The following is a 20,886-nucleotide window of genomic DNA, read 5'->3' as shown; positions in this document are numbered from 1 at the left end:
TTAGTTCCGCACGTACGGATCTGTGCGGGGGGCTACCGCGGCCAGTGCATCACGGCCACTACCCTCTCCGGGTTGCGAAGCACCGATCCGCCGTGTCGCGCCCTGACAGAGACTAGGACCCCGGCATCAGGGGCTGCCGGGGGGGGGCTTGCAGTAGCTAGTCTTATTGTTTGGCGAAGATGTTAACGACCGCAGTCGCTTCTTCTATGCCATACAGCCCGCCACCATTCTCCTGGATAGCAATGCGGGCGCCTTCGACCTGGCGTTTGCCGGCCTCGCCGCGCAGCTGGCTAACCAGCTCGAAGACCTGACCGAGGCCCGTGGCCCCGATCGGATGGCCCTTGGACTCCAGGCCGCCGGATGGGTTGATCGGGATCCGCCCGCCAATAGTAAAGTCACCGCGTTCGGCCGCCGCGCCGGCCTCGCCGAAGGGGACCAGTTGCAGGTTCTCAGCCTGGATGATCTCGCCCATGGCGGTGGCGTCATGCACCTCGGCGACATCGATATCCGCCGGGGAGATGCCGCTCTTCTCGAAGGCTTCGGCCGCTGCAAGGGCGGTAATGTGGTTCCGGTAGTCACTATAGTGGCGGTCGGTGCTGGAGCGCACGACACTTCCGAGCAGTTTCACTGCGCGTGATGCATCACCTTTCAGGCGTTTCAGGCCACTGGCATTGCATAGCACCACAGCCGCGGATCCGTCCGAAATGGGAGCGCACATGGGGAGGGTGAGTGGATAGGTGATGGCCGGGGCCGCCAGGACTTCATCGATGCTATAAGCGTTCTGGTACTGGGAGCGCGGGTTGTGCATGGAGTGCAGGTGGTTCTTGGCCGAAACGGCCGCAATCTGGCGCTGGGTGGTGCCGAAGGTCTTCATGTGCTGGCGGCAGAAGGCCGCGTAAACATCCATGAACATGGAATAGGGACGGCTGGACTGTGAGCCTTCGGGGCATTCCACGTTGGCACCCATTTGCATCAGGGAATCGCGGTTCGCGTCGAGGGTTGATACATCCCAGGCCGAGTCGAAGGCCGCAAACATCTTGGCCTTGTCGGGGCTATTCATTTTTTCAGTGCCGACGGCAATGGCTATGTCGCAGCTCCCCGCCTTGATGGCTTGGGCGGCCAAGTACAGTGCCGTGGAGGCGGAAGCACAGGCCCCTTCCAAATTGAAGATGGGAATGCTGGAAAACCCCATCGAGCGCAGGGCCACCTGCCCGGGAATCATGTGCTGGTCTTGCATGAAGCCAATGACACAGGAAGCGAAGTAGGCCTGACGGACATCCTGCAATTCGGCCCCCGCATCGGTTAGGGCCTGCTCGACCGCTTCGCGGGTGAGGTCTTTGTAACTGCGCTGAAGGTGGCGACCGAATTTGGTCATGCCAATGCCGGCAATGAAAATATCGCTCATGCTGAAGTTCCTTGTTTTAAAGGTGGTATATCTGGAGCGCCAGAGCGCCAGAGCGCCAGAGCGCCGGCACGGTAACGCCAGTCAGGTGCCGCCTTGAGTGGCTCCTGGAATCGGTAGTGTGCTCAGGAGATCTTGCGTCCCTCGCCCCAGTAACGCTCGCGGACTTTTCGGCGCAGGATCTTGCCCACCACGCTCATCGGCAACTCTTTCACCACTTTTACGGATTTCGGGGCCTTATAGTTGCCTATCCTGTTTTTCACGAAGTTGATCAGTTCTTGCTCCGAGACCTCGCTGTGATCGTGCAGGACCACTTCTGCATGGACCGACTCCCCCCATTCCTCGTGGGGGATGCCGACAACGGCAGACATCAGGACGGCCGGATGACTGTTCACCGCCCCCTCAACTTCATTGGCGTAGATGTTGAAACCGCCGGAAATAATCATGTCTTTCTTGCGATCTATCAGGTGGATGAATCCATCTTTGTCCATGTAGCCAATATCGCCGGATTTCCAGAAGCCGTTATGGAATTCTTCCGCGGTCTTTTCCGGCGCGTTGAGGTAACCCAGGCAGATGCTACGGGAGCGCATCCAGATCTCGCCGCTTTCACCCGGGGCAACCTTCTGGCCATTCTCGTCGACAATAATGAACTCGACGCCGGAAGTGGGCTGGCCCGCGGAACTGAGACGCACTTCATCTTCTGGCGTTCTGATGATGTGCTGCTCGATACTCAGATTAGAGCAAAAGCCGAAGTGCTCGGTGGAGCCATATACCTGAACGAAAATGTTGCCCATCTTGGCCTGCAGCTGCTTGAGCTTGCTGGGGCTCATCGGGGCCGCGCCATATAGCATGTAGCGCATGGAGGACATGTCGGCGTCGATTTTGAGCAGGCGGTAGAGGATGGTAGGCACCAGGAAACTATGGGTGATCCGCTCTTTTTGGATATTCGTGCAGTAGTGTTTCAGATCCGGCGTATTCTGGGTCACATTGCAGCCGCCGGAATAGAAGCTCGGCAGGTATAGCATGCCGCTGCCATGGCTAATCGGGGCGATATGCAGGACCCGGGTCGCTTCCGACCACATGCCCTTGTCGGTAATGGCGAATGCCGTATCGCGGCAGCTCAGCCAGTTGTCGATGCTGTACATCGCAGGCTTGCCCTTGCCGGTCGTGCCGCCGGTAAAACGGATGATTGCGCAGTGGTCGCGGTCATCCAGTTCAACCTCGGGATTATGGTCGAGGGCGGTTTCGAGCAGATCCCAGAAATAGTGGACGCCTTCCTTCGGTTCATCTGGCCGGTCCATGACTACGACAGTAACCTGGCGCTCCCGCAGCATGTCGTAATGGGTGCCGAGCATCTCTTTCTCGATGAAGGCCACTTTTGCCTTGGCGCATTCGACCTGCCAAGTATGCTCCGGAAGGGGGTCCCGGTAGTTGCAGAAGGCGGCAGTGGCCGGACCTTTGAAAATTGTAGGGAAGTGCAGAAGCGATAGATTGTCGTTCTCGAGAATGTTGATGAACCTGTCGTTCAGGCCCAGCCCCAAGGTGGATTGCATCATGTTTACAATCCGGTTGGTTAATAGGTGGAACTCTCTGTAAGAGTATCGTCGGTTGCGCTCAGTATTGACGATGGCTTCTCGGTCTCCAAAGCGGTTGACCAGAGACTCGAAATGATTACTGAAGTTGATCAGCATAGGGCGTTCTCTATTGTGTTTGTTGTTAGGGATGGACTGAAGCAGCCATGTGTTTCTGGTTGTCTTCAGTCCCTGCCGATTTTGAAAGCAGCAAATCGATTGCGAAGGATCAGACTCACCGCTCGTTTCTGCGTTTATTGCCGCCACGGACGCCTCGCGGCGGTTGTTTCTCGTAGGCTAGTGTGTCGACAGCGAGCGCTGTGGTGGTTACTTGGCCTGCATGGTAGTGGCTGCATCTAGGCGGATGGTACGGCCATTCATGTAGCTGTTTTCGATAAGGAAGGTGCAAGCCATGGCAAATTCCTCCATCTCGCCCATGCGCTTCGGCGCCTCGCACATGGCAGTCAACGCCTCCTGCACCTTGGGGTTCAGGGACTTGATCATGGGGGTTGCGAACAGTCCTGGGGCGATCGAGTTGACGCGGATGCCCAGAGGTCCCAGTTCGCGGGCCGCTGGCATGTTCAGGCCGTTGATGCCCGCCTTTGAGGCGCTGTAGCCGCACTGGCCGATCTGGCCCTCGAACGCAGCACCGGAAGAAATGTTCACGATGACGCCGCGCTCGCCTTTTTCGTCGGGCTCGTTCAGCGCCATCCTTTCCGCACACTTCGCCATCACGGTGAACAGGCCGATAAGGTTGATGTTGACCACGCTCCGAAACTTCTGCAGCCCCGAGGCCTTGCCTTCCTTGTCGAGGAGCTTGGACGGCAGAGGAATCCCAGCAGCATTGATGCTTGCATGAATGGCGCCGAATCTGCCGATAATGGCGTCAAGCGCCGCTTCTACCTCCTGCTCGACCGTGACATCGACACGATAGAAGGCGGCATTCGCCTCGCCCAGTTCGTTCACTGCTTCCTTGCCAGCAGCTTCGTTGATATCCAGCAGTGCTACCTTGGCACCCTTTTCCCGAACCAGGTAGCACGCGGTTGCCTGCCCTAGGCCGGAGGCGCCACCGGTAATCACCACGACTTTGTTCTGTAGGTTCATTGTTCTTCTCCATATCGAATTTCGCGAATAAGCCCGGCTTTCAGGGAATCCTGAGAAGCGGGCCCATGCTCGAATATGTTCTGGCTAGGGTCAGTAGCCCTTGAAGCAGGGGGAACGCTTTTCGCTGAATGCCCGCAGGCCTTCGGTGACGTCGTAGGAGCGCATGTGCTTCCGGAACATTACCGACTCATGCTGCAATGCAGCGTCACGGCTCTTGTCGCCGGCCGTGTTCGCAACTTCCTTCATGCGCCGTAGGGCGATCGGGCTCTTCGCGGCAATTTCCTCGGCCAGGGACTGGGTTGCTTCGCGCAGAGCGTCGCCGCTCACCACTTGGTTGACGAAACCATAGGCTTTCATTTCTTCAGCTGACAATGTTTTGCCTGTGAGCAGCAGGTACTTGGCAACATTGAGTGGCACGATGCGCGGCAAGACGGCGGCGCCGCCAGCGCCGGGGTAAACACCATAGTTAGCGTGCGCGTCGCCGATCTTTGCGCTATCCGTTGCAAGCACTATGTCAGCGCACAGCGCCATCTCTAGGCCTCCTGCCATGGTAATGCCGTTCAACGCCGCGATTACCGGCTTGGGAAAGTCGCGCAAGGGGTTGATAACCCGATCGGTCAAGCGGTCGATGAAGTCCGGTTCGCCCGGCGGTAGCTGGGACGAGGCTAGTACTTCCTTCAAGTCTGCCCCGGCGCAGAAGGCCGGCCCCTGTCCGGTAATGGCCAGAACCCTTATGTCGTCGTTGTCTGCAATCTCCGGAAGCAACTCTTCAAAGGCAGCAATCATGGCGAGGTTGATGGCATTCATGGCCTTTGGACGGTTCAGGATTATCCAGCCAACCGGCCCAACCTGTTCAAACAACAGTGCAGCATCACTCATACTTCTCTCCTGCTATCGGATATCTGTTGTTATCTGAACGCCTGGATGCCCGTCAGCAGTCGGGCAATCAGCAGCTTCTGGATTTCCGTTGTGCCGTCGGGAATCGGGCCGATGATTGCCTCGCGCGCCAGGCGTTCAACAATGAATTCCTTGGTCACGCCGTTGCCACCGTGAATCTGTACCGCGTCACGGCAAGCTTTCACGGCCATCTCGGTGCTGTACCACTTGGCCATCGAGCACTCTTTGTCGCAGCGCTGGCCGTTATCGATCATCTCCGCGGCACGAAGGGTCAGCAGTCGGGCTGCATCGATGTGGGTGGCCATGTCGGCGATCTTTTCCGCTATCAACTGGTGGCCTGCAATCTGCTTGCCGTGCTGGCTGCGGATCTGGCTGTAATTGATGGACTCTTCAAGTGCGCGGCGGGCTATGGAGTATCCCCAGGCGGCCATGTGACAACGGGCACGCTCGAAGGTAACCAGGGTGTTCTTCAGGCCCAGGCCCACACCACCAATGGTGTTCTCCACCGGTACCCGTACATCCGACAGGAAGACCTGGGAGGTCGACTGGCCGTTTAGGGCCATCTTGGCGATACCGCGGGTTTCCAGGCCTGGCGTGCTGGCATCGATGGCGATATGGGTCAGCTCACCCTTGCCGGTCTTGCAGGTACAGATGAACAGATCCATATACTCACCGCTGGAAATCCAGGTTTTCTCGCCATTGATGACCCAGTGATCTCCATCGCGAACGGCACGGGTCTTGGCGGCGGCTACATCCGAGCCCACATCGGGTTCGGAAATGCCTATGCCGGCAAACATCTCGCCTGACAGTAGGCCTGGCAGGTACTTCTGCTGGATATGCCCGGGAGCCTGATTGATCAGTAGGTCGGCAGCGCACACATTGATCAGGATCGGCATGGCCAGATCCAGTGAACTGACGGCAACTTCCTCCCACAGCCGTAGATGAGTCACCCAGTCCATTCCCAGCCCCCCCCACTCTTCCGGATGCGGTGCTTTGATCAGGCCATACTCGGCCAGGGCGCTGACTAGGCTCTTCATCATGTTTTTGGGGATAAAGCTTTCGCCATGGGCGCGAATTTTCGGTTCGATCTCTTTATCCAGAAACTTTCGCAGTCCCTCTACGGCCATTTTCTGTTCTGCGGTCATCATCGTGCTCATGGAATCACCTTGTACTTTTTCATGGATCCGGTCAGCGCATGTTGCAATGTGTCAGCAATGGCTGTGGGTGCTAAATGGCTTGGCGTGTACCCGATACGGCGGCTGAAAACCGGTATGGCAGCACTGATTCCATATCTGGGAGTTCGCTGCTGCCACACTTTTTAAGCGAAGCCTTTTTGTTTCCTTCGCGAGATTGGCTACAGAGCCTTAGCCTCTTTCTCGGGCAAGGGGAGGAATCAGGCCGGGGGAGGTGGAGAGCTCTATTGCTTCCGCCGACGACTCAGGCTAACCAGTTCGTGTTTGGTGCAAACCTCTCAAAAGAGGGGGGGGCTCTGCGTTCTTATGGAGGGACTGAAATACACTTCTCGATCTGGTGAAGTAGGCCGCCAACCTCTCTGCAACCCCATTGCATGAAGTAGCGGTCTTTCGCCGATGTCGAATTCACCGGCAAGCGCAAACAGACTCGCTGTGAGCGCTTCCTCAGTGCAAATCCCGGAGCAACTTGCTGCGGACAAGAGCGTCGAGGTCCGCATTCAGCTCGCGAGCAACCCCTCGCTTCCCGAAGTCCTTCAACTTCGGCTTGCCATCGACAAGAGCTACGCCGTCGTAGCCGCTCTGATCGAGAGCTCGTCTCTGGTGATTCACTCCAAAGTCCTATGGTGGGCCTTAAGCGTTGAGGTTGAGGTGCTGTTTGGTGCTGGTTTCGGCATCAAGAGCGTCGTCAGTGATTACGCATGGCGGCGCGTATGATCGTCGTTACGACTGCCCCGAGAGCGCAGGCCCCAGAACCTGCCTAAGCTCGGTCGTTCTGTTCGTTGGTATGCTGCCGTATCACTGGCGGCTAGAGTCGGCCAGGTGCTGTGCTGCCGCGGTCGGCAATTGGTGTAGGGGCATGGAAAATATTAGATATAGTGATATTGCACCGTATTGCGTGCTGGGCTACTGTGCCCGAATCTCAACGCGAGATATCGCCGTGACCTCGAGCAGTACTCTCCTGATGCGCATCATCAAGGCCCACGCCCGTTGGCGCTGGCGCGCCTGACCTTCTCCTCGCCGGCTCGGCCGGTCTTTCTTTGTCCGCTTCTGTTTTCTTCGGCCGATGGCTGTTTTACCCCATGCTCTCCGCAGCAAAAGAAAGAGAGGGTATATATGCGGGTATCATGGCAGGAAGGTCTGATTAAAAATAAGTAAAATCAAAGGGTTGCACTTAAAATGCTGCTGATGATCGATAATTACGACTCCTTTACCTACAACGTGGTGCAGTACCTCGGTGAGCTGGGGGCTGATGTGCACGTGATTCGTAATGACGAGCTGAGCATCGCCGAGATCGAGGCGCTGCAGCCCGAACGCATCGTGGTGTCGCCCGGCCCATGTACACCGACTGAAGCCGGAGTGTCCATCGAGGCCATCCTGCATTTTGCCGGCAAGCTGCCGATTCTCGGTGTGTGCCTGGGCCACCAGAGCATTGGCCAGGCGTTTGGCGGTCATGTGGTGCGCGCGCGTCAGGTGATGCACGGTAAAACCAGCCCGGTGTTTCATAAGGATCAGGGGGTGTTCGCCGGCTTGAATAACCCACTGACGGTGACTCGTTACCATTCACTGGTGGTCGAGCATGCAAGCCTGCCGGACAGCCTGGAAGTGACTGCCTGGACCCAGCATGCCGATGGCGCTGTGGATGAAATCATGGGGCTGCGGCATAAGACCCTGCATATCGAGGGCGTGCAGTTTCACCCTGAGTCGATTCTCACTGAGCAGGGCCATGAATTGTTCGCCAACTTCCTCAAGCAACAAGGAGGCCTGCGCTGATGAATATTAAGGAAGCCCTCAACCGGGTGGTGAGCCAGCTCGATCTGAGCACCGCAGAAATGCAGGACGTCATGCGCGAGATCATGACCGGCCAGTGCACGGATGCGCAGATTGGCGCGTTCCTCATGGGCATGCGCATGAAAAGCGAAACCATCGACGAGATCGTTGGTGCGGTTTCGGTGATGCGCGAGCTGGCCAGTCACGTGCACCTGCAGACGCTCGACCATGTGGTTGACGTGGTGGGCACTGGTGGCGACGGGGCGAATATCTTCAACGTATCCACCGCCGCCAGTTTTGTTGTGGCCGCAGCCGGCGGCAAGGTCGCCAAGCATGGTAATCGCGCGGTTTCGGGCAAGAGCGGCAGCGCCGATCTGCTTGAGGCCGCGGGTATTTATCTGCAGCTGACACCCGAGCAGGTGGCGCGCTGTATCGACAGCGTCGGTGTCGGCTTTATGTTCGCTCAGGTGCATCATTCGGCCATGAAGTACGCCGCTGTGCCACGGCGTGAGCTGGGCCTGCGCACCATCTTCAATATGCTTGGCCCGCTGACCAATCCGGCCGGGGTCAAGCATCAGGTGGTGGGGGTATTCAGCCAGGCGCTGTGCCGGCCGCTGGCCGAGGTGCTCAAGCGCCTGGGTAGCCAGCATATTCTGGTGGTGCATTCGCGCGATGGGCTGGATGAGTTCAGCCTGGCTGCCGCCACCCATGTGGCCGAATTGAAAGATGGGCAGATCAGCGAGTACGAGGTGCTGCCGGAAGACCTCGGCCTGCAGAGTCAGAGTTTGGTTGGCCTGGCGGTGGAAAGCCCAGAGGCGTCGCTGGCGCTGATCCGCGATGCCTTGAGTAAACGCAAGACCGACGCCGGGCAGAAGGCCGCAGACATGATCGCGCTGAATGCCGGTGCGGCGCTGTATGCGGCGGACCTGGCGAGCACCCTTAAAGAGGGCGTGCAGCTGGCGCATGATGCCTTGCATACCGGGCTGGCCTGGGAAAAGCTGCAGGAGTTGGTGTCCTTTACCGCCGTATTCAAACAGGAGCATGCCGGGTGAGTATTCCAACCGTTCTGGAGAAAATCCTCGCGCGCAAGGCTGAGGAAGTAGCGGCGCGCCGCGCCATCGTCAACCTCGCTGAACTTGAGCAGCAAGCCCGCAGCGCCGATCCGGTGCGCGGCTTTGCCCAGGCGCTGCTGGCGCAGGCCAAGCGTAAGCAACCAGCGGTGATTGCCGAAATCAAAAAAGCCTCGCCGAGCAAGGGCGTATTGCGTGAGCACTTCGTGCCGGCTGAACTCGCCCAGAGCTACCAGAGCGGTGGCGCCACTTGCCTGTCAGTGCTCACCGATATCGACTTCTTCCAAGGTGCCGACCGTTACTTGCAGCAAGCGCGGGCGGCCTGTTCGCTGCCGGTGATCCGCAAAGACTTTATGCTCGATCCATATCAGATCGTTGAAGCGCGCGCGCTCGGTGCCGATTGCGTGTTGCTGATCGTTTCGGCGCTGGAAGATGGCCAGATGGCCGAGCTGGCCGCGACGGCCAAAGCTTTTGATCTGGATGTGTTGGTCGAGGTGCATGACGGCGATGAGCTAGAGCGGGCGCTGAAGACGCTGGACACACCGCTGGTGGGCATCAACAACCGTAACCTGCACACCTTTGAACTCAGTCTGGAAACCACCCTTGACCTGCTGCCGCGCATTCCGCGAGACCGCCTGGTGGTGACCGAGAGTGGCATTCTCAATCGTGCCGATGTCGAGCTGATGGAGATCAGTGAGGTGTATGCCTTTTTGGTCGGCGAGGCGTTTATGCGCGCCGATAATCCGGGGGCTGAGCTGGAGCGGCTGTTCTTCCCCGAGCGTAAGCGGCTGATTGCCTCGTCAGACGTGGACTGAGCGATCAAGCCAGAAAAAAGCCGACGCATGCGTCGGCTTTTTCATGGGCGCTTACTCGGTTTAGCGGGTGCCGAAGACCACCATGGTCTTGCCCTTGACGTTAACCAGGCCTTGCTCCTCCAGGGCTTTGAGTACGCGGCCGACCATTTCCCGCGAGCAGCCAACGATGCGGCCGATTTCCTGGCGGGTAATCTTGATCTGCATGCCGTCTGGGTGAGTCATGGCGTCGGGTTGCTTGCACAGGTCGAGCAGGGTGCGTGCAACGCGGCCGGTAACATCGAGGAAGGCCAGGTCGCCCACCTTGCGCGTGGTGTTGCGCAAGCGTTCGGCCATCTGGCTGCCCAGGGCGTAGAGGATGTCCGGATCTTGCTGGGTGAGTTCGCGAAACTTGGCGTAGCTGAGCTCTGCCACTTCGCATTCGGTCTTGGCACGGACCCAAGCGCTGCGTTCTTTCTCGGTACCGTCCTTTTCGAACAGGCCCATTTCGCCAAAGAAGTCGCCGGTGTTGAGGTAAGCGATGATCATTTCCCGACCATCATCGTCTTCGATCAGAATAGTGACCGAACCTTTGACGATGAAGAACAGCGTTTCGCAACGGTCGCCTGCGTAGATGATGGTGCTCTTGGCGGTGTAGCGGCGGCGGTGGCAGTGTGCGAGAAGCTTGTCGAGATTTTTTATTTTAGGTGTGAGGGTAATAGCAACCATGCCCGAATCCCGAATATATAAAAAGTAAGCCGTTGTTTGGCTGGCGTTTCTAATAATAGTTATCTGTACAAGTGTGCCAGTTATCCGACGCCAGCTTAACAAACAGTTCTAAGCGAGGTGCAGTTTTGCGACCTGGCTAACATATAGCTGTGGAACTTAAGCGGGAATGGGGGGTGGCCGCTTGGCAAAAGTGCTGTGCTAAGCTGCGTTCCTTTTTAACAGCGGAGCCTGGGTAATGAAAGCGCGTATTCAGTGGGCCGGCGAAGCCCTGTTTATTGGTGAGTCGGGCAGTGGTCACGCGGTGGTCATGGACGGCCCGCCGGAGAGCGGTGGGCGTAACCTCGGTGTGCGGCCGATGGAGATGGTGCTGATTGGCCTAGGCGGCTGCAGTAACTTCGATGTGGTCAGCATCCTGAAGAAGTCCCGTCAGGCCGTGGAAAGCTGCGAGGCTTTTCTCGAGGCTGAGCGGGCCACGGAAGAACCTAAGGTGTTCACCAAGATCCACCTGCATTTTGTGGTCAAGGGCCGCGGCCTGAAAGAAGCCCAAGTCAAGCGTGCGGTCGAGCTTTCGGCCGAGAAGTACTGCTCGGCTTCGATCATGCTCGGGCGTGGCGGTGTTGAAATTACTCACGACTACGAAATTATCGAGTTGGCTGAGTAAACCGCTGTATTGATCGCGTGATAGGCAAAAGGGCACCGAGGTGCCCTTTTTTGTGCCGCTGACTTAGCGCTAGACGCGGTAAGTGGTGCTGGTCATCACCTTGGCCAGCAGGCTCATGCCGAACTTCACTGGCGCCGGGAAGCGCAGGCCGCCGGCAGCCAGCGCATTGCAGGCATGCTGTTCTTCATCGCTGCGCATCTGCTCGAGAATCGCCCTGGACTTTTGGTCTTCTTGGGGGATTTGCTGCAGGTGCTCGTCGAGGTGTTTGACCACCTGATCTTCGGTGGCGGCGACAAAGCCGAGGCTGACCTTGTCGCTGATCAGCCCAGCCGCTGCGCCTACGCCAAACGACAAGCCATAGAACAGTGGGTTGAGCAGGCTCGGCTGGCTGCCGAGCTGGCGGATGCGCTGTTCACACCAGGCCAGATGATCGATCTCCTCATCGGCGGCGTGCTCCATGGCTTTGCGTATCTGCGGCAGTTTGGCGGTCAAGGCCTGGCCTTGATACAGCGCCTGAGCACAGACCTCACCGGTATGGTTGATGCGCATCAGGCCCGCGACATGCTGCGCCTGTGCCTCATCCATCTCGGCTTCTGGCTGCACGATGCCGGGTGACGGCCGAGATGGTTGGCCGCTGAAGGGCAGCAGGGTGCGCAGCGCGGCATCGGCTTGCAGTAACAGACGATCAACAGGTGAGAAGTGACGTTCGCTGGCCATAGGGACCTCCGGCGCTGACTACGGCGGCCAGTTTACTCCAAACCATGCAGAGGGTCTGTTGACGTTTCGTCGCAGCCGCCGCGCCGCGCCAACCGCTCTGCACCTACGCGGGTTCAGGGCAACTCACGGAGTACGCGAAAACCCAGGGCGTAGTCTTTGTACTGAGGCTGCTTCATGTCCCGCTGACTGCTGCGCAGGTAGCTGGGGCCGCTGTTCCACGCGCCGCCGCGTACCGCCCTGGGGCTGCTGTCGAGCAAGCTGGCGGTATGCTGCTCACTGCCGTCGAAGGGGCTGGCAAAACGTGAGGCGGTCCATTCCCAAACATTGCCCGCCGTGTCGTACAGGCCAAAGGTGTTGGCGGCAAATTGGCCGCCGCGTGCGGTTATGTTCTGAATCAGGCGTGAGGTGGCGCAGCCGCGACAGTGGGCGCGCGGCCGGGTTTCCGGGCTGTCGAGCTGTTCGCCCCACCAGTAATAGCTGTCAGTACCGGCGCGCGCGGCATATTCCCATTCGGCCTCGGTGGGCAGTCGATAGCGCTGCCCTGTGACCTTGGACAGCCATTGGCTGTAGGCCATGGCTTGGTGCCAGGACACATGGATTACCGGTCGCTGTGACGATAAGCCCCAGCCTTCGTTATCCGGCATCGCCGTGGCCGTTGCCTCTGCGTAGTGCTGCCAGTCGGCAAAGCTGACTTCGTAGCGAGACATGGCAAACGGGCGCTCGATTGCAATGGGCGTCAGTGGGCGCTCGTTGTGATTGCCGCGGCCGCTGTGGTCGCCCATCAGGTAACCGCCGGCGGGCACCACAATCAGAGACGGCCCATGTTGGCCTTTGTTCAGGCGATCGCTGAATACGCGGCCAGGGGGTTGCGTTTGCGCGTGCGCCGGGATGCCGCTCAATAGGCCGAGCAGTACCAGTGTGGTGAGGTGCTGGCGCTTCAACCCGGCGGCCATGCCAGCTGGCGTTGACCCAGCACGTGCATATGGATGTGGTACACGGTCTGGCCGCCCAGTTCGTTGCAGTTCATGACTACGCGGAAGCCGTCATCGCAGCCTTGCTCCTTGGCCAGGCGTTGAGCCGTCAGGAAAATATGCCCGGCCAATGGTTTGTCGGCCTCGCTGAGATCGTTGAGGGTGCTGATATGTTTTTTCGGGATGACCAGAAAGTGCACCGGCGCCTGTGGGCCAATATCGTGGAAGGCAATCACTTGGTCATCTTCATAAAGCTTGCGCGCGGGTATTTCACCAGCGACGATCTTGCAAAACAGACAGTCCATGGACAGTCTCCTGGCCGGTCAAAAGAGGCACCGAGTTTAGTAGACAAGGAGTGCGGGTGAAAAACGATATTCACGATCTGGGCTTGGTGCTGGATTCCAAGACCAAGCTGGTGCTGATTGAGTCCTGGGATGAGGCGCGGGTTCTGCAGACCCTGACCAGCCTCGCCGTGCGCCGCGGACTGGGTTTGCAGGTGTGGTCAGTAACCGAGGGTTTGCAGCGCCTCGGGTTCTCCGTGCAAGAACCGGTCGACAGCAGCACCTTGGAGCCGGAAACCGCGCTGCGTCTGATCAAGGCTGATCCGCAGCCGACCTTGTATGTGATGTGTGACCTGCATCCGTTTCTCGACGACAACCCCAAGCTGGTGCGCCTGCTCAAAGAAATCGCCATGAGCGAGTTGCCGAGCAAGCCGACGCTGGTGCTGGTTTCCCATGCGTGCAGGTTGCCGCCGGAGGTGCAGCGTTACGCCTCGCGCTTCAGCCTGTCGCTGCCGTCCGAGGAGGAGCTATTGGCGATTGTGCGCGACGAGGCCTCTGGCTGGAGCGCGCGCAACCGCAACGCGCGGGTGCGTACGGATAACCGTACCTTGCAACAGGTGGTGAAGAACCTGCGCGGCCTCAGTCACGCCGAGGCGCGTGCGCTGGCGCGTAATGTGATTTGGGATGACGGCGCGATTACCCAGGAAGATCTGCCGGAGCTGAACAAGACCAAGTTCAAGTTGCTCGATCTAGATGGTGTGCTGAGTTTCGAGTACGACACCGCCCGTTTCGCCGAGGTCGGTGGGCTGGGCAACCTCAAGCGCTGGTTGGCTGAGCGGCAAGGCATCTTCCTCGAAGGCAAAGGCGTCGATCTGCCCAAGGGCGTGCTGCTGGTCGGCGTGCAGGGCGGCGGCAAGAGTCTGGCGGCCAAGGCGATCGCCGGTCTTTGGGGGCTGCCCTTGCTGCGTTTGGATTTTGCCTGCCTGTACAACAAATTCTTTGGCGAAACCGAACGCAACCTGCGTGAAGCCTTGAGGCTGGCCGAGCAGATGGCGCCTTGCGTGCTGTGGATGGACGAGATCGAAAAAGGCTTGGCCAGCGGCGACCATGACGGAGGTGTCAGCCAGCGCGTACTTGGCACCCTGCTGACCTGGATGGCTGAGCGCAAGGCCCCGGTATTTATGGTCGCTACCGCCAACGTCATCTCACGGCTGCCTCCAGAGTTGGTGCGCAAGGGGCGCTTCGATGAGTTGTTCTTTGTCGATTTGCCGGATGCCAGCGTGCGTGCCGAGATTTTCCGCATTCACTTGGCGCGCCGTGAACTCGAGGTGAGTGCTTTCGACCTGGCGCAACTGGCGGCTGCCTGTGAAGGTTTTTCCGGTGCGGAGATTGAGCAGGCGGTGGTCAGTGCCCTGTATGCCGCACAAGCTCAGCAGCAAACAGTCACCCAGGCCTTGCTGCAGCAAAGTATCCAGGGCACTGCGCCGTTGTCAGTGGTGATGGCGGAAGACCTGGCCGCCTTACGTGCCTGGGCCGATGGGCGCACGGTGAATGCCGGCTAGATATGTCGCTTAGAGCGGCTTGGCAAACCGGCGATTTATCTGCGCACTGATTCGTCGTACCAACCAGCGCGGTGCCAGGCGCGAGCTGAGGGCGAGCAGGCGGTTGCGCCAGCCGGGGATGATAATCGCGCGGTTTTTCTCCAAGGCCCTAACGGTGATCAGCGCCACTTCTTCGGCGCTCAGCATCAGCGTGCTGTCCTGCAGGGCTGTGGCATCCATATGGGCTGTGCGGAAGAATGCGCTGCGGGTTGGCCCCGGGCACAGCACGGATACGTTGACGCCGTAGGGTTTGAGTTCCTCGCGCAAACCTTCGGAGAAGTGCAGCACGTAGGCCTTGCTGGCGTAGTAGTTGCTCATGCCAGGGCCTGGCTGAAAGCCGGCCAGCGAAGCCACATTGAGAATCTGCCCGCTGCCCTGGCCGGCCATGATGGTGCCGATGGCGTGGCAGAGGCGGGCGAGGGCCAGGATATTCAGCTCAATCAACTGCTGTTCACGCGCCCAGTCTTGGGCCACATACACCCCGGCACTGCCTATGCCGGCGTTGTTGACCAGCAGGTCGATATGCAGCCCGCTTTCTTCCAGTTCATGCAGCAGGCCGCTGACGCGCAGTGGCTTGCTCAAATCGCAGGTGCGAAACAGCACCTCCACGGCAAAGCGCTGAGTCAGTTCGCAAGCAATGCTTTCCAGTGCGTCGCGTTGCCGTGCCACTAGAATAAGATTACGACCCCGCCGGGCCAAGGCTTCAGCCAGGGCCAGGCCGATGCCGCTGGAGGCACCGGTGATCAGCGCGTAACGGGGCATAGGATTCTCCGTGACGGGGCCTTTCGACCCCGACTACCGCGTAACAAACGTACGAGTTACAGGCCCGAGCCGGAGTAACCCATAAGGGCCGGTATAGTGATGGCCGCGATGATGCCGAGGGCAATCATCGCCAGCCACAGCAGGGCGAGGACTTTTACCGCGCGGCTGTTGGGCGGCGGCGGTGAGCCAAAACGGTTAGCCTCGGTGCTGCCGGGGATGATAAACAGCAGCAGCGAGAACACCCCGCCGACCACTGGCACCAGGCTAACCAGCAGCAGCCAGCCAGACCAGCCGATGTCATGCAGGCGCTGCACACCAAACATGATGCCGACCACGGCGACCGCGATACCCACCACGACCATCAGTAAACCGCCGAGAATCTCCGAGGCGGCGAAGAAGCCGGCCGCGATCGCAAACAGCGGCATACACGCCAGCATCAGCACCATCGACCAAGCCAGGTAGCGCAAGCGGCCAATTCGCCCATCGGTGGTAAAAGCCTTCAATTCGCCGAACTCCGGCAGGTCTGCGGCCACGGCGGCTTTCGGTGTGGCATAAGGTGTGGCCGCTGGCGGCGGGTTTTCCGCGAGCATGGCCTGGCGCGCAATGAATTTCTCGATGACGATGCCGCACACCGAGCACTCGATGGCCTTGGCTTGCGTGTGGGCGCATTTGGGGCAGGTCATTTGAACGTTGCTAACCGCTTCACTGCCAGGCTCGCGGTGGTCATCGGTTTCCACCAGGCTCAGGCTGGCAGCCAGGTCCGATTCCTTGCGCACTTTTGCCCCGGCACCCTGCAGGGCTTTGAGGTATTGATCGGCCTCATTTTCGCTGAGGTCGCGCTTGATATCGACAGTGGCGCCGTTAAACAGTGAGTTGATTCGGGTGTGGTCGCTCTTGAACAGGCGCACGAGATTTTCTTTGGCTGTTTCCAGGCTTATGTCAGGCATTAACTCGCCGTTAAACACAATCTTGAAGCGGGCTTGGGTCATGTCGGCGTCCTTGTCGGTGCCAGAATTGAGTCGCGTAACAGACTAGCTGGCCGGGCGGTCAGTCAACAAGCTGCGCAGTGTGCAAATGTGCGTTGGCTTACGCTCTTGCCGCAGGCGGCTATGGCGCGGCCGGAGAGGCTGGCCACAGTCCCATCGGCGCTATCGACTCAGCGCGCCCAGCGTTTCTGCAAGCTCAGGTTGTGCTTGAGCGCCTCGCGGTATTCATTGTCGAGGCGGGCGATCAAGTGCGCAACGCTCGGCAGGTCGCGGATGTTGCCCACGCCTTGGCCGGCAGACCACACGGTTTTCCAAGCCTTGGCTTCCTCATCCATAGGCTTGAGCTTCTCGCCATAGTTGACCTCGCCTTTGCTTTGCAGTTGTTTGAGGTCGTAACCGGCCAGCGCCAGGCTTTGGCGCATAAAGCTCGCCGGCACCCCGGACACCGCTGGGGTGTGAATGATGTCGGCGGCTTTGGCGTCGAGGATCATCTGCTTATAAGCCTCGGAGGCTCCGTTTTCCTTGGTAGCGATCAGGCGGGTGCCAAGGTAGGCCAGGTCGGCGCCGAGCAGTTGCGCGGCCAAGACTTCATGGCCTTGGTTGAGGCAGCCAGCCAATAGCAGGGTTTTGTCGAAGAACTGACGGATCTCGGCGATCAGCGCGAACGGACTCCAGGTTCCGGCATGCCCGCCGGCACCTGCGGCCACAGCAATCAAGCCGTCGACACCGGCTTCGGCGGCTTTCTCGGCATGCCGGCGCGTGGTCACGTCATGGAACACCAGGCCGCCATAACTGTGCACGGCGTCAACCACTTCCTTCACCGCGCCCAGGCTGGTGATGACGATCGGTACGCGTTGTTCGACGCAAATTGCCAGGTCTGCCTGCAGGCGCGGGTTGCTACCATGCACGATCAGGTTGACCGCATAAGGCGCCGCCGTACTGTCCAAACCAGCGGTTATTTCTTGTAGCCAGGCCTTGAAACCACTGCTCTCGCGCTGGTTCAGCGCAGGGAAACTGCCGACGATGCCATTGTTGCAGCAGGCCATTACCAGTTGCGGGTTAGATACCAGAAACATCGGCGCGGCGACGACGGGCAGGCGCAGGCGTTGTTCGAGCAGGGCCGGAAGGGACATGCAGAAATCCTCTTGTTGTAGGCAGGTTAGAAAGGCCGAACCACGACCAAGATGACGATGCCGAGCAAGGCCAGCACGGGCGCCTCATTGAACCAGCGGTAGAACACATGGCCGCGTTGGTTCTCGCCACGGGCAAAGGCCTTGAGTTGAGCGCCGCACATCAGTTGGTAAACCACCAACAGCGCCACCAGGCTCAGCTTGGCATGCATCCAGCCCTGAACGAAGTAGTGGCTGGGGTTGAGGCTGATCAGCCACAGGCCCAGGCCCAGGGTCGCAATCAATGAGGGCCACATAATCCCGCGGTAGAGTTTGCGCTCCATGATGCAGAAGCGTTCGCGGCTCACCGCGTCGGTGCTCATGGCGTGGTAGACAAACAGACGTGGCAGATAGAACAAGCCGGCGAACCAGCAGACCATGGCAACGATGTGCAGGGCCTTGAGCCATAGGTAGAGCATTATTAGAACTCGTGCAGAAAAGTGCCCCGATAGTAGTGCTCGTGAACGTCGCCGTCATCACTGGCGGTTGGCCCCTGGCCGAAGCAGCCGTATCATCGTCATCTTTCCACTGCTGGTATTGCAAAGGGGCAAGTGATGATCAAGGTCGGAATCGTCGGCGGCACAGGGTATACCGGAGTCGAATTGTTGCGTTTGCTGGCGCAGCACCCGCAGGCGCAGGTCGAGGTGATTACCTCGCGCTCCGAGGCCGGCATGCGTGTCGACGAGATGTACCCGAATCTGCGCGGTCATTACGACAGCCTGGCGTTCAGTGTGCCGGACGTCGCCACCTTGGGCGCCTGCGATGTAGTGTTCTTCGCCACCCCGCACGGCGTGGCTCACGCGCTGGCCGCTGAGTTGCTGGCGGCGGGCACCAAGGTGATCGATCTGTCGGCCGACTTCCGCTTGCAGGACGCCGCCGAGTGGGCCAAGTGGTACGGCCAGCCGCACGGCGCGCCGGACTTGCTCCCCGAGGCGGTTTACGGCTTGCCAGAGGTCAATCGTCAGGCGATCAAGCAGGCGCGTCTAATTGCTGTGCCGGGTTGCTACCCTACTGCCGCGCAACTGGCGCTGATCCCGCTGCTGGAGGCCGGCCTGGCCGATACCGCGCAGATTATTGCCGACTGCAAATCCGGCGTCAGTGGTGCCGGGCGCGGTGCCAGTGTCGGCTCGTTGTTCAGCGAAGCGGGCGAAAGCATGAAGGCCTACGGGGTTAAAGGTCATCGGCATCTGCCGGAGATTCGCCAAGGGCTGCGTCGGGCCGCCGGTAAGGATGTCGGCCTGACATTTGTGCCGCACCTGACGCCGATGATTCGCGGCATTCACGCCACGCTTTACGCCACCGTGCTCGACCGTTCGGTAGACCTGCAGGCGCTGTTCGAGAAACGTTATGCCAATGAGCCGTTTGTGGATGTGATGCCTGCCGGCAGTCATCCAGAAACCCGTAGCGTGCGTGGGGCCAACGTCTGCCGTATCGCTGTGCACCGGCCGCAGGATGGCGACCTGGTGGTGGTGTTGTCGGTAATCGACAATCTGGTCAAGGGCGCGTCGGGTCAGGCGGTGCAAAACATGAACATTGTCTTCGGCCTCGACGAGCGCCTGGGCCTTTCTCACGCCGCCATGCTGCCCTGATGGCAGGCTGGGAGGTTCTGCCAAGCGACCCCAGGCGCGCACGGCGGCAGCGTATGCTCGGCTGGCTGCTGCTGCTGAGCATTCCGTTGGCGTTCTACGCTGGCAGCTTGTGGCGGTTGCATCTGCAGTCTGCTGCAGTTGCTGGATATGCCAGCGAGCAAGGCCGTGATGAACAGTTAGCCCGCGAGGTCGAGGAGTTGCGCCAGCGCGTTGTGGTATTGAGCAGCGCGGAGAAGGTTAGCCAGCAAGCGAATGAGCAGAGCCGTCTGACGATCAAGTTGCTGGAAGAACAAATCTACAAACAGCAGCAAGATTTGGCTTCCTACAAGGGCGTGTTGGCACCTGCCAGTCGTCGTGAAGGGTTGCGCATTAAGACCTTTGAGTTGCAGGCCACGGACAGGCCTGGGCATTTCCGCTACAAGATACTGCTGAGCCGCGTGGGTAAAGGCGAGAAGCCACTCGAGGGCCAGTTGCAGGTCTCGATTGTTGGTGCGCAAGCCGGCAAGAACGTCACGCTAGAACTGGCGGCGTTGAGCGCAGACTTGCCGGATGCGTTGCCTGAGCAACCGATTACCTTCGCTTTCAAACACTTTCAGGCAATTCCAGAGGCCGGGCGATTCGCCGAGTTGAAGCTGCCTGAGGGGTTTGTCCCGAGCGAGATCAAGGTGCGCGCTGAAGTGAAGGGCGAAAAGCCTTTGCTGCGCACATTCAAATGGAACAAAGAGGGGTAGCTGTTCCTTATGTGGAATAAAGACAAGGCGCGCACTGATGTGCAGCGCTTCGCGGGCAAGACCAGCCTCATTGCAGTGGGTGCCGAGTTGCATGGTGACTTGCACTTTCAAGGGGCTGTGCAGGTCGATGGTAAGGTTGTCGGTAACCTGGTGGCCGGTGAAGGTATGGTGCGTGTCAGCGTGCAGGGCCAGGTTGAAGGTGAGATCCGTGCACCCCATATAGTGATTGATGGTGAAGTGGTCGGCGATGTGCACGCCAGTGGCCATCTTGAGCTGGGTGCACGCGCACAGGTGCGCGGCAATCTGTACTACGCGCTGATGGAAATGGCCATGGGGGCGCAAATCGAGGGTCGCCTTTGCCGTTTACCTGACGAGGCGCGTCCGTTGGAGTTACCGCAAGGACTCGTTGAAGCACAATAGTTGACCGCTTTTGTAGGGTAAGCGGATAATGCCCATCAAAATGCAGTATGGCGCGTAGCGCCGGGAGTTAATCAGCATGAGCGTCGAAACCTTCACCCCTAGTGCTATGCAATTTACGCAGGGCGCGGCGAACAAGGTGAAGAACCTGGTCGATGAAGAGGGCAACCCGCGCCTGAAGTTACGTGTGTTCGTAACGGGCGGCGGCTGTTCCGGCTTCCAGTATGGTTTCACCTTCGATGAAGACGTCGCAGAAGATGACACCATCATCGAGCGCGAAGGCGTGAGCCTGGTGGTCGACTCGATGAGCTTTCAGTACCTGGCTGGTGCCGAGGTCGACTATCAGGAAGGCTTGGAAGGTTCGCGGTTTGTCATCAACAACCCGAACGCCACGACCACTTGCGGTTGCGGGTCCTCATTTTCGATCTGATTTACAGGCTGTACACATCAACGCCGTGCCTTGTGCACGGCGTTTTC

General features: G+C 59.3%; 23 protein-coding genes. 10 read left to right on the top strand and 13 right to left on the bottom strand.

The window, feature by feature from the left end; genetic code table 11:
* Positions 1-163: 163 nt before the first annotated feature.
* The 5 genes from Q0V31_RS03765 to Q0V31_RS03745 form a co-directional block, all read right to left on the bottom strand.
* Complete coding sequence (locus Q0V31_RS03765; protein WP_298184629.1) at positions 164-1,405, bottom strand: thiolase family protein; 1,242 nt, start codon at positions 1,403-1,405, stop codon at positions 164-166.
* 122 nt (positions 1,406-1,527) lie between these two features.
* The gene (locus Q0V31_RS03760) at positions 1,528-3,093 is read right to left on the bottom strand and encodes an AMP-binding protein (protein WP_221104601.1); all 1,566 of its coding nucleotides are present in this window, start codon (positions 3,091-3,093) and stop codon (positions 1,528-1,530) included.
* Between the two features lie 207 nt (positions 3,094-3,300).
* Positions 3,301-4,077, bottom strand: a complete 777-nt coding sequence (locus Q0V31_RS03755; RefSeq protein ID WP_298184625.1) for an SDR family NAD(P)-dependent oxidoreductase — start codon at positions 4,075-4,077, stop codon at positions 3,301-3,303.
* Positions 4,078-4,167: 90 nt separating this feature from the next.
* Positions 4,168-4,956 carry an enoyl-CoA hydratase/isomerase family protein gene (locus Q0V31_RS03750; protein ID WP_298184622.1) on the bottom strand — a complete coding sequence of 263 codons (789 nt, stop codon included), beginning with the start codon at positions 4,954-4,956 and terminating at the stop codon, positions 4,168-4,170.
* A 29-nt stretch (positions 4,957-4,985) separates the two neighbouring features.
* On the bottom strand, positions 4,986-6,131 hold the full coding sequence (locus tag Q0V31_RS03745) for an acyl-CoA dehydrogenase family protein (protein ID WP_298184620.1): 1,146 nt from the start codon (positions 6,129-6,131) through the stop codon (positions 4,986-4,988).
* A 468-nt stretch (positions 6,132-6,599) separates the two neighbouring features.
* On the opposite strand from Q0V31_RS03745, the gene Q0V31_RS03740 reads away from it, so the two are divergent.
* The 4 genes from Q0V31_RS03740 (at position 6,600) to trpC (ending at position 9,819) form a co-directional block, all read left to right on the top strand.
* Positions 6,600-6,881: a hypothetical protein gene (locus Q0V31_RS03740; RefSeq protein WP_298184618.1), complete on the top strand. Its 282-nt coding sequence runs from the start codon at positions 6,600-6,602 to the stop codon at positions 6,879-6,881.
* 462 nt (positions 6,882-7,343) lie between these two features.
* Positions 7,344-7,937 carry an aminodeoxychorismate/anthranilate synthase component II gene (locus Q0V31_RS03735; RefSeq protein ID WP_298184616.1) on the top strand — a complete coding sequence of 198 codons (594 nt, stop codon included), beginning with the start codon at positions 7,344-7,346 and terminating at the stop codon, positions 7,935-7,937.
* Positions 7,937-8,986, top strand: a complete 1,050-nt coding sequence (trpD, locus tag Q0V31_RS03730) for an anthranilate phosphoribosyltransferase (RefSeq protein WP_298184614.1) — start codon at positions 7,937-7,939, stop codon at positions 8,984-8,986. Before Q0V31_RS03735 ends, trpD begins: the two co-directional genes overlap by 1 nt.
* Positions 8,983-9,819, top strand: a complete 837-nt coding sequence (gene trpC / locus Q0V31_RS03725) for an indole-3-glycerol phosphate synthase TrpC (protein ID WP_298184612.1) — start codon at positions 8,983-8,985, stop codon at positions 9,817-9,819. The genes trpD and trpC overlap by 4 nt, the downstream gene beginning before the upstream one ends.
* A 60-nt stretch (positions 9,820-9,879) precedes the next feature.
* On the opposite strand, the gene crp is transcribed toward trpC, so the two are convergent.
* Positions 9,880-10,524: a cAMP-activated global transcriptional regulator CRP gene (crp, locus tag Q0V31_RS03720; RefSeq protein WP_298184610.1), complete on the bottom strand. Its 645-nt coding sequence runs from the start codon at positions 10,522-10,524 to the stop codon at positions 9,880-9,882.
* A 235-nt stretch (positions 10,525-10,759) separates the two neighbouring features.
* Between crp and Q0V31_RS03715 the strand changes: the two genes are divergently transcribed.
* Positions 10,760-11,185: an OsmC family protein gene (locus Q0V31_RS03715; protein ID WP_298184608.1), complete on the top strand. Its 426-nt coding sequence runs from the start codon at positions 10,760-10,762 to the stop codon at positions 11,183-11,185.
* A 69-nt stretch (positions 11,186-11,254) separates the two neighbouring features.
* On the opposite strand, the gene coq7 is transcribed toward Q0V31_RS03715, so the two are convergent.
* The 3 genes from coq7 to Q0V31_RS03700 form a co-directional block, all read right to left on the bottom strand.
* Complete coding sequence (gene coq7, locus Q0V31_RS03710) at positions 11,255-11,902, bottom strand: 2-polyprenyl-3-methyl-6-methoxy-1,4-benzoquinone monooxygenase (RefSeq protein WP_298184605.1); 648 nt, start codon at positions 11,900-11,902, stop codon at positions 11,255-11,257.
* A gap of 113 nt (positions 11,903-12,015) precedes the next feature.
* A complete protein-coding gene (locus Q0V31_RS03705; RefSeq protein ID WP_298184603.1) occupies positions 12,016-12,855 on the bottom strand; it encodes a formylglycine-generating enzyme family protein in 840 nt (279 codons plus the stop codon).
* On the bottom strand, positions 12,840-13,178 hold the full coding sequence (locus Q0V31_RS03700) for a histidine triad nucleotide-binding protein (protein ID WP_298184602.1): 339 nt from the start codon (positions 13,176-13,178) through the stop codon (positions 12,840-12,842). Before Q0V31_RS03700 ends, Q0V31_RS03705 begins: the two co-directional genes overlap by 16 nt.
* Before the next feature lie 56 nt (positions 13,179-13,234).
* Here Q0V31_RS03700 and Q0V31_RS03695 point away from each other — a divergent pair, with 56 nt between their 5' ends.
* Positions 13,235-14,716 carry an AAA family ATPase gene (locus Q0V31_RS03695; protein ID WP_298184600.1) on the top strand — a complete coding sequence of 494 codons (1,482 nt, stop codon included), beginning with the start codon at positions 13,235-13,237 and terminating at the stop codon, positions 14,714-14,716.
* Between the two features lie 9 nt (positions 14,717-14,725).
* Here Q0V31_RS03695 and Q0V31_RS03690 read toward each other — a convergent pair whose 3' ends face one another.
* From Q0V31_RS03690 to hemJ, 4 genes are all read right to left on the bottom strand, one after another.
* Positions 14,726-15,517 carry an SDR family oxidoreductase gene (locus tag Q0V31_RS03690; protein WP_298184598.1) on the bottom strand — a complete coding sequence of 264 codons (792 nt, stop codon included), beginning with the start codon at positions 15,515-15,517 and terminating at the stop codon, positions 14,726-14,728.
* Between the two features lie 56 nt (positions 15,518-15,573).
* Complete coding sequence (locus Q0V31_RS03685) at positions 15,574-16,506, bottom strand: DUF805 domain-containing protein (RefSeq protein ID WP_298184595.1); 933 nt, start codon at positions 16,504-16,506, stop codon at positions 15,574-15,576.
* Between the two features lie 167 nt (positions 16,507-16,673).
* Positions 16,674-17,636: a nitronate monooxygenase family protein gene (locus tag Q0V31_RS03680; RefSeq protein ID WP_298184593.1), complete on the bottom strand. Its 963-nt coding sequence runs from the start codon at positions 17,634-17,636 to the stop codon at positions 16,674-16,676.
* A gap of 26 nt (positions 17,637-17,662) precedes the next feature.
* On the bottom strand, positions 17,663-18,091 hold the full coding sequence (gene hemJ, locus Q0V31_RS03675; RefSeq protein ID WP_298184591.1) for a protoporphyrinogen oxidase HemJ: 429 nt from the start codon (positions 18,089-18,091) through the stop codon (positions 17,663-17,665).
* Positions 18,092-18,226: 135 nt separating this feature from the next.
* Here hemJ and argC point away from each other — a divergent pair, with 135 nt between their 5' ends.
* From argC to erpA, 4 genes are all read left to right on the top strand, one after another.
* A complete protein-coding gene (gene argC / locus Q0V31_RS03670; RefSeq protein WP_298184589.1) occupies positions 18,227-19,261 on the top strand; it encodes an N-acetyl-gamma-glutamyl-phosphate reductase in 1,035 nt (344 codons plus the stop codon).
* A gap of 53 nt (positions 19,262-19,314) precedes the next feature.
* The gene (locus tag Q0V31_RS03665) at positions 19,315-19,992 is read left to right on the top strand and encodes a DUF6776 family protein (RefSeq protein WP_298184587.1); all 678 of its coding nucleotides are present in this window, start codon (positions 19,315-19,317) and stop codon (positions 19,990-19,992) included.
* A gap of 9 nt (positions 19,993-20,001) precedes the next feature.
* Positions 20,002-20,412: a polymer-forming cytoskeletal protein gene (locus tag Q0V31_RS03660; RefSeq protein WP_298184585.1), complete on the top strand. Its 411-nt coding sequence runs from the start codon at positions 20,002-20,004 to the stop codon at positions 20,410-20,412.
* A gap of 76 nt (positions 20,413-20,488) precedes the next feature.
* Positions 20,489-20,839: an iron-sulfur cluster insertion protein ErpA gene (gene erpA / locus Q0V31_RS03655; RefSeq protein WP_298184583.1), complete on the top strand. Its 351-nt coding sequence runs from the start codon at positions 20,489-20,491 to the stop codon at positions 20,837-20,839.
* The last annotated feature ends 47 nt before the right edge of the window (positions 20,840-20,886 follow it).

Source organism: uncultured Pseudomonas sp., assembly GCF_943846705.1.
In the GTDB taxonomy this organism is placed as follows: domain Bacteria; phylum Pseudomonadota; class Gammaproteobacteria; order Pseudomonadales; family Pseudomonadaceae; genus Aquipseudomonas.
This window is presented reverse-complemented; position numbering and strand designations above follow the sequence as displayed.

Excerpts from the sequence above, each read along its gene's own strand:
- Q0V31_RS03665 (WP_298184587.1), top strand. The coding sequence starts at position 19,315 with ATGCTCGGCTGGCTGCTGCTGCTGAGCATTCCGTTGGCGTTCTACGCT.
- Q0V31_RS03685 (WP_298184595.1), bottom strand. The coding sequence starts at position 16,506 with ATGACCCAAGCCCGCTTCAAGATTGTGTTTAACGGCGAGTTAATGCCT.
- Q0V31_RS03765 (WP_298184629.1), bottom strand. The coding sequence starts at position 1,405 with ATGAGCGATATTTTCATTGCCGGCATTGGCATGACCAAATTCGGTCGC.
- Q0V31_RS03755 (WP_298184625.1), bottom strand. The coding sequence starts at position 4,077 with ATGAACCTACAGAACAAAGTCGTGGTGATTACCGGTGGCGCCTCCGGC.
- crp (WP_298184610.1), bottom strand. The coding sequence starts at position 10,524 with ATGGTTGCTATTACCCTCACACCTAAAATAAAAAATCTCGACAAGCTT.
- Q0V31_RS03690 (WP_298184598.1), bottom strand. The coding sequence starts at position 15,517 with ATGCCCCGTTACGCGCTGATCACCGGTGCCTCCAGCGGCATCGGCCTG.
- Q0V31_RS03705 (WP_298184603.1), bottom strand. The coding sequence starts at position 12,855 with ATGGCCGCCGGGTTGAAGCGCCAGCACCTCACCACACTGGTACTGCTC.
- Q0V31_RS03735 (WP_298184616.1), top strand. The coding sequence starts at position 7,344 with ATGCTGCTGATGATCGATAATTACGACTCCTTTACCTACAACGTGGTG.
- Q0V31_RS03750 (WP_298184622.1), bottom strand. The coding sequence starts at position 4,956 with ATGAGTGATGCTGCACTGTTGTTTGAACAGGTTGGGCCGGTTGGCTGG.
- erpA (WP_298184583.1), top strand. The coding sequence starts at position 20,489 with ATGAGCGTCGAAACCTTCACCCCTAGTGCTATGCAATTTACGCAGGGC.
- trpD (WP_298184614.1), top strand. The coding sequence starts at position 7,937 with ATGAATATTAAGGAAGCCCTCAACCGGGTGGTGAGCCAGCTCGATCTG.
- argC (WP_298184589.1), top strand. The coding sequence starts at position 18,227 with ATGATCAAGGTCGGAATCGTCGGCGGCACAGGGTATACCGGAGTCGAA.
- Q0V31_RS03700 (WP_298184602.1), bottom strand. The coding sequence starts at position 13,178 with ATGGACTGTCTGTTTTGCAAGATCGTCGCTGGTGAAATACCCGCGCGC.
- coq7 (WP_298184605.1), bottom strand. The coding sequence starts at position 11,902 with ATGGCCAGCGAACGTCACTTCTCACCTGTTGATCGTCTGTTACTGCAA.
- Q0V31_RS03760 (WP_221104601.1), bottom strand. The coding sequence starts at position 3,093 with ATGCTGATCAACTTCAGTAATCATTTCGAGTCTCTGGTCAACCGCTTT.
- Q0V31_RS03745 (WP_298184620.1), bottom strand. The coding sequence starts at position 6,131 with ATGAGCACGATGATGACCGCAGAACAGAAAATGGCCGTAGAGGGACTG.
- hemJ (WP_298184591.1), bottom strand. The coding sequence starts at position 18,091 with ATGCTCTACCTATGGCTCAAGGCCCTGCACATCGTTGCCATGGTCTGC.
- Q0V31_RS03715 (WP_298184608.1), top strand. The coding sequence starts at position 10,760 with ATGAAAGCGCGTATTCAGTGGGCCGGCGAAGCCCTGTTTATTGGTGAG.
- Q0V31_RS03660 (WP_298184585.1), top strand. The coding sequence starts at position 20,002 with ATGTGGAATAAAGACAAGGCGCGCACTGATGTGCAGCGCTTCGCGGGC.
- Q0V31_RS03680 (WP_298184593.1), bottom strand. The coding sequence starts at position 17,636 with ATGTCCCTTCCGGCCCTGCTCGAACAACGCCTGCGCCTGCCCGTCGTC.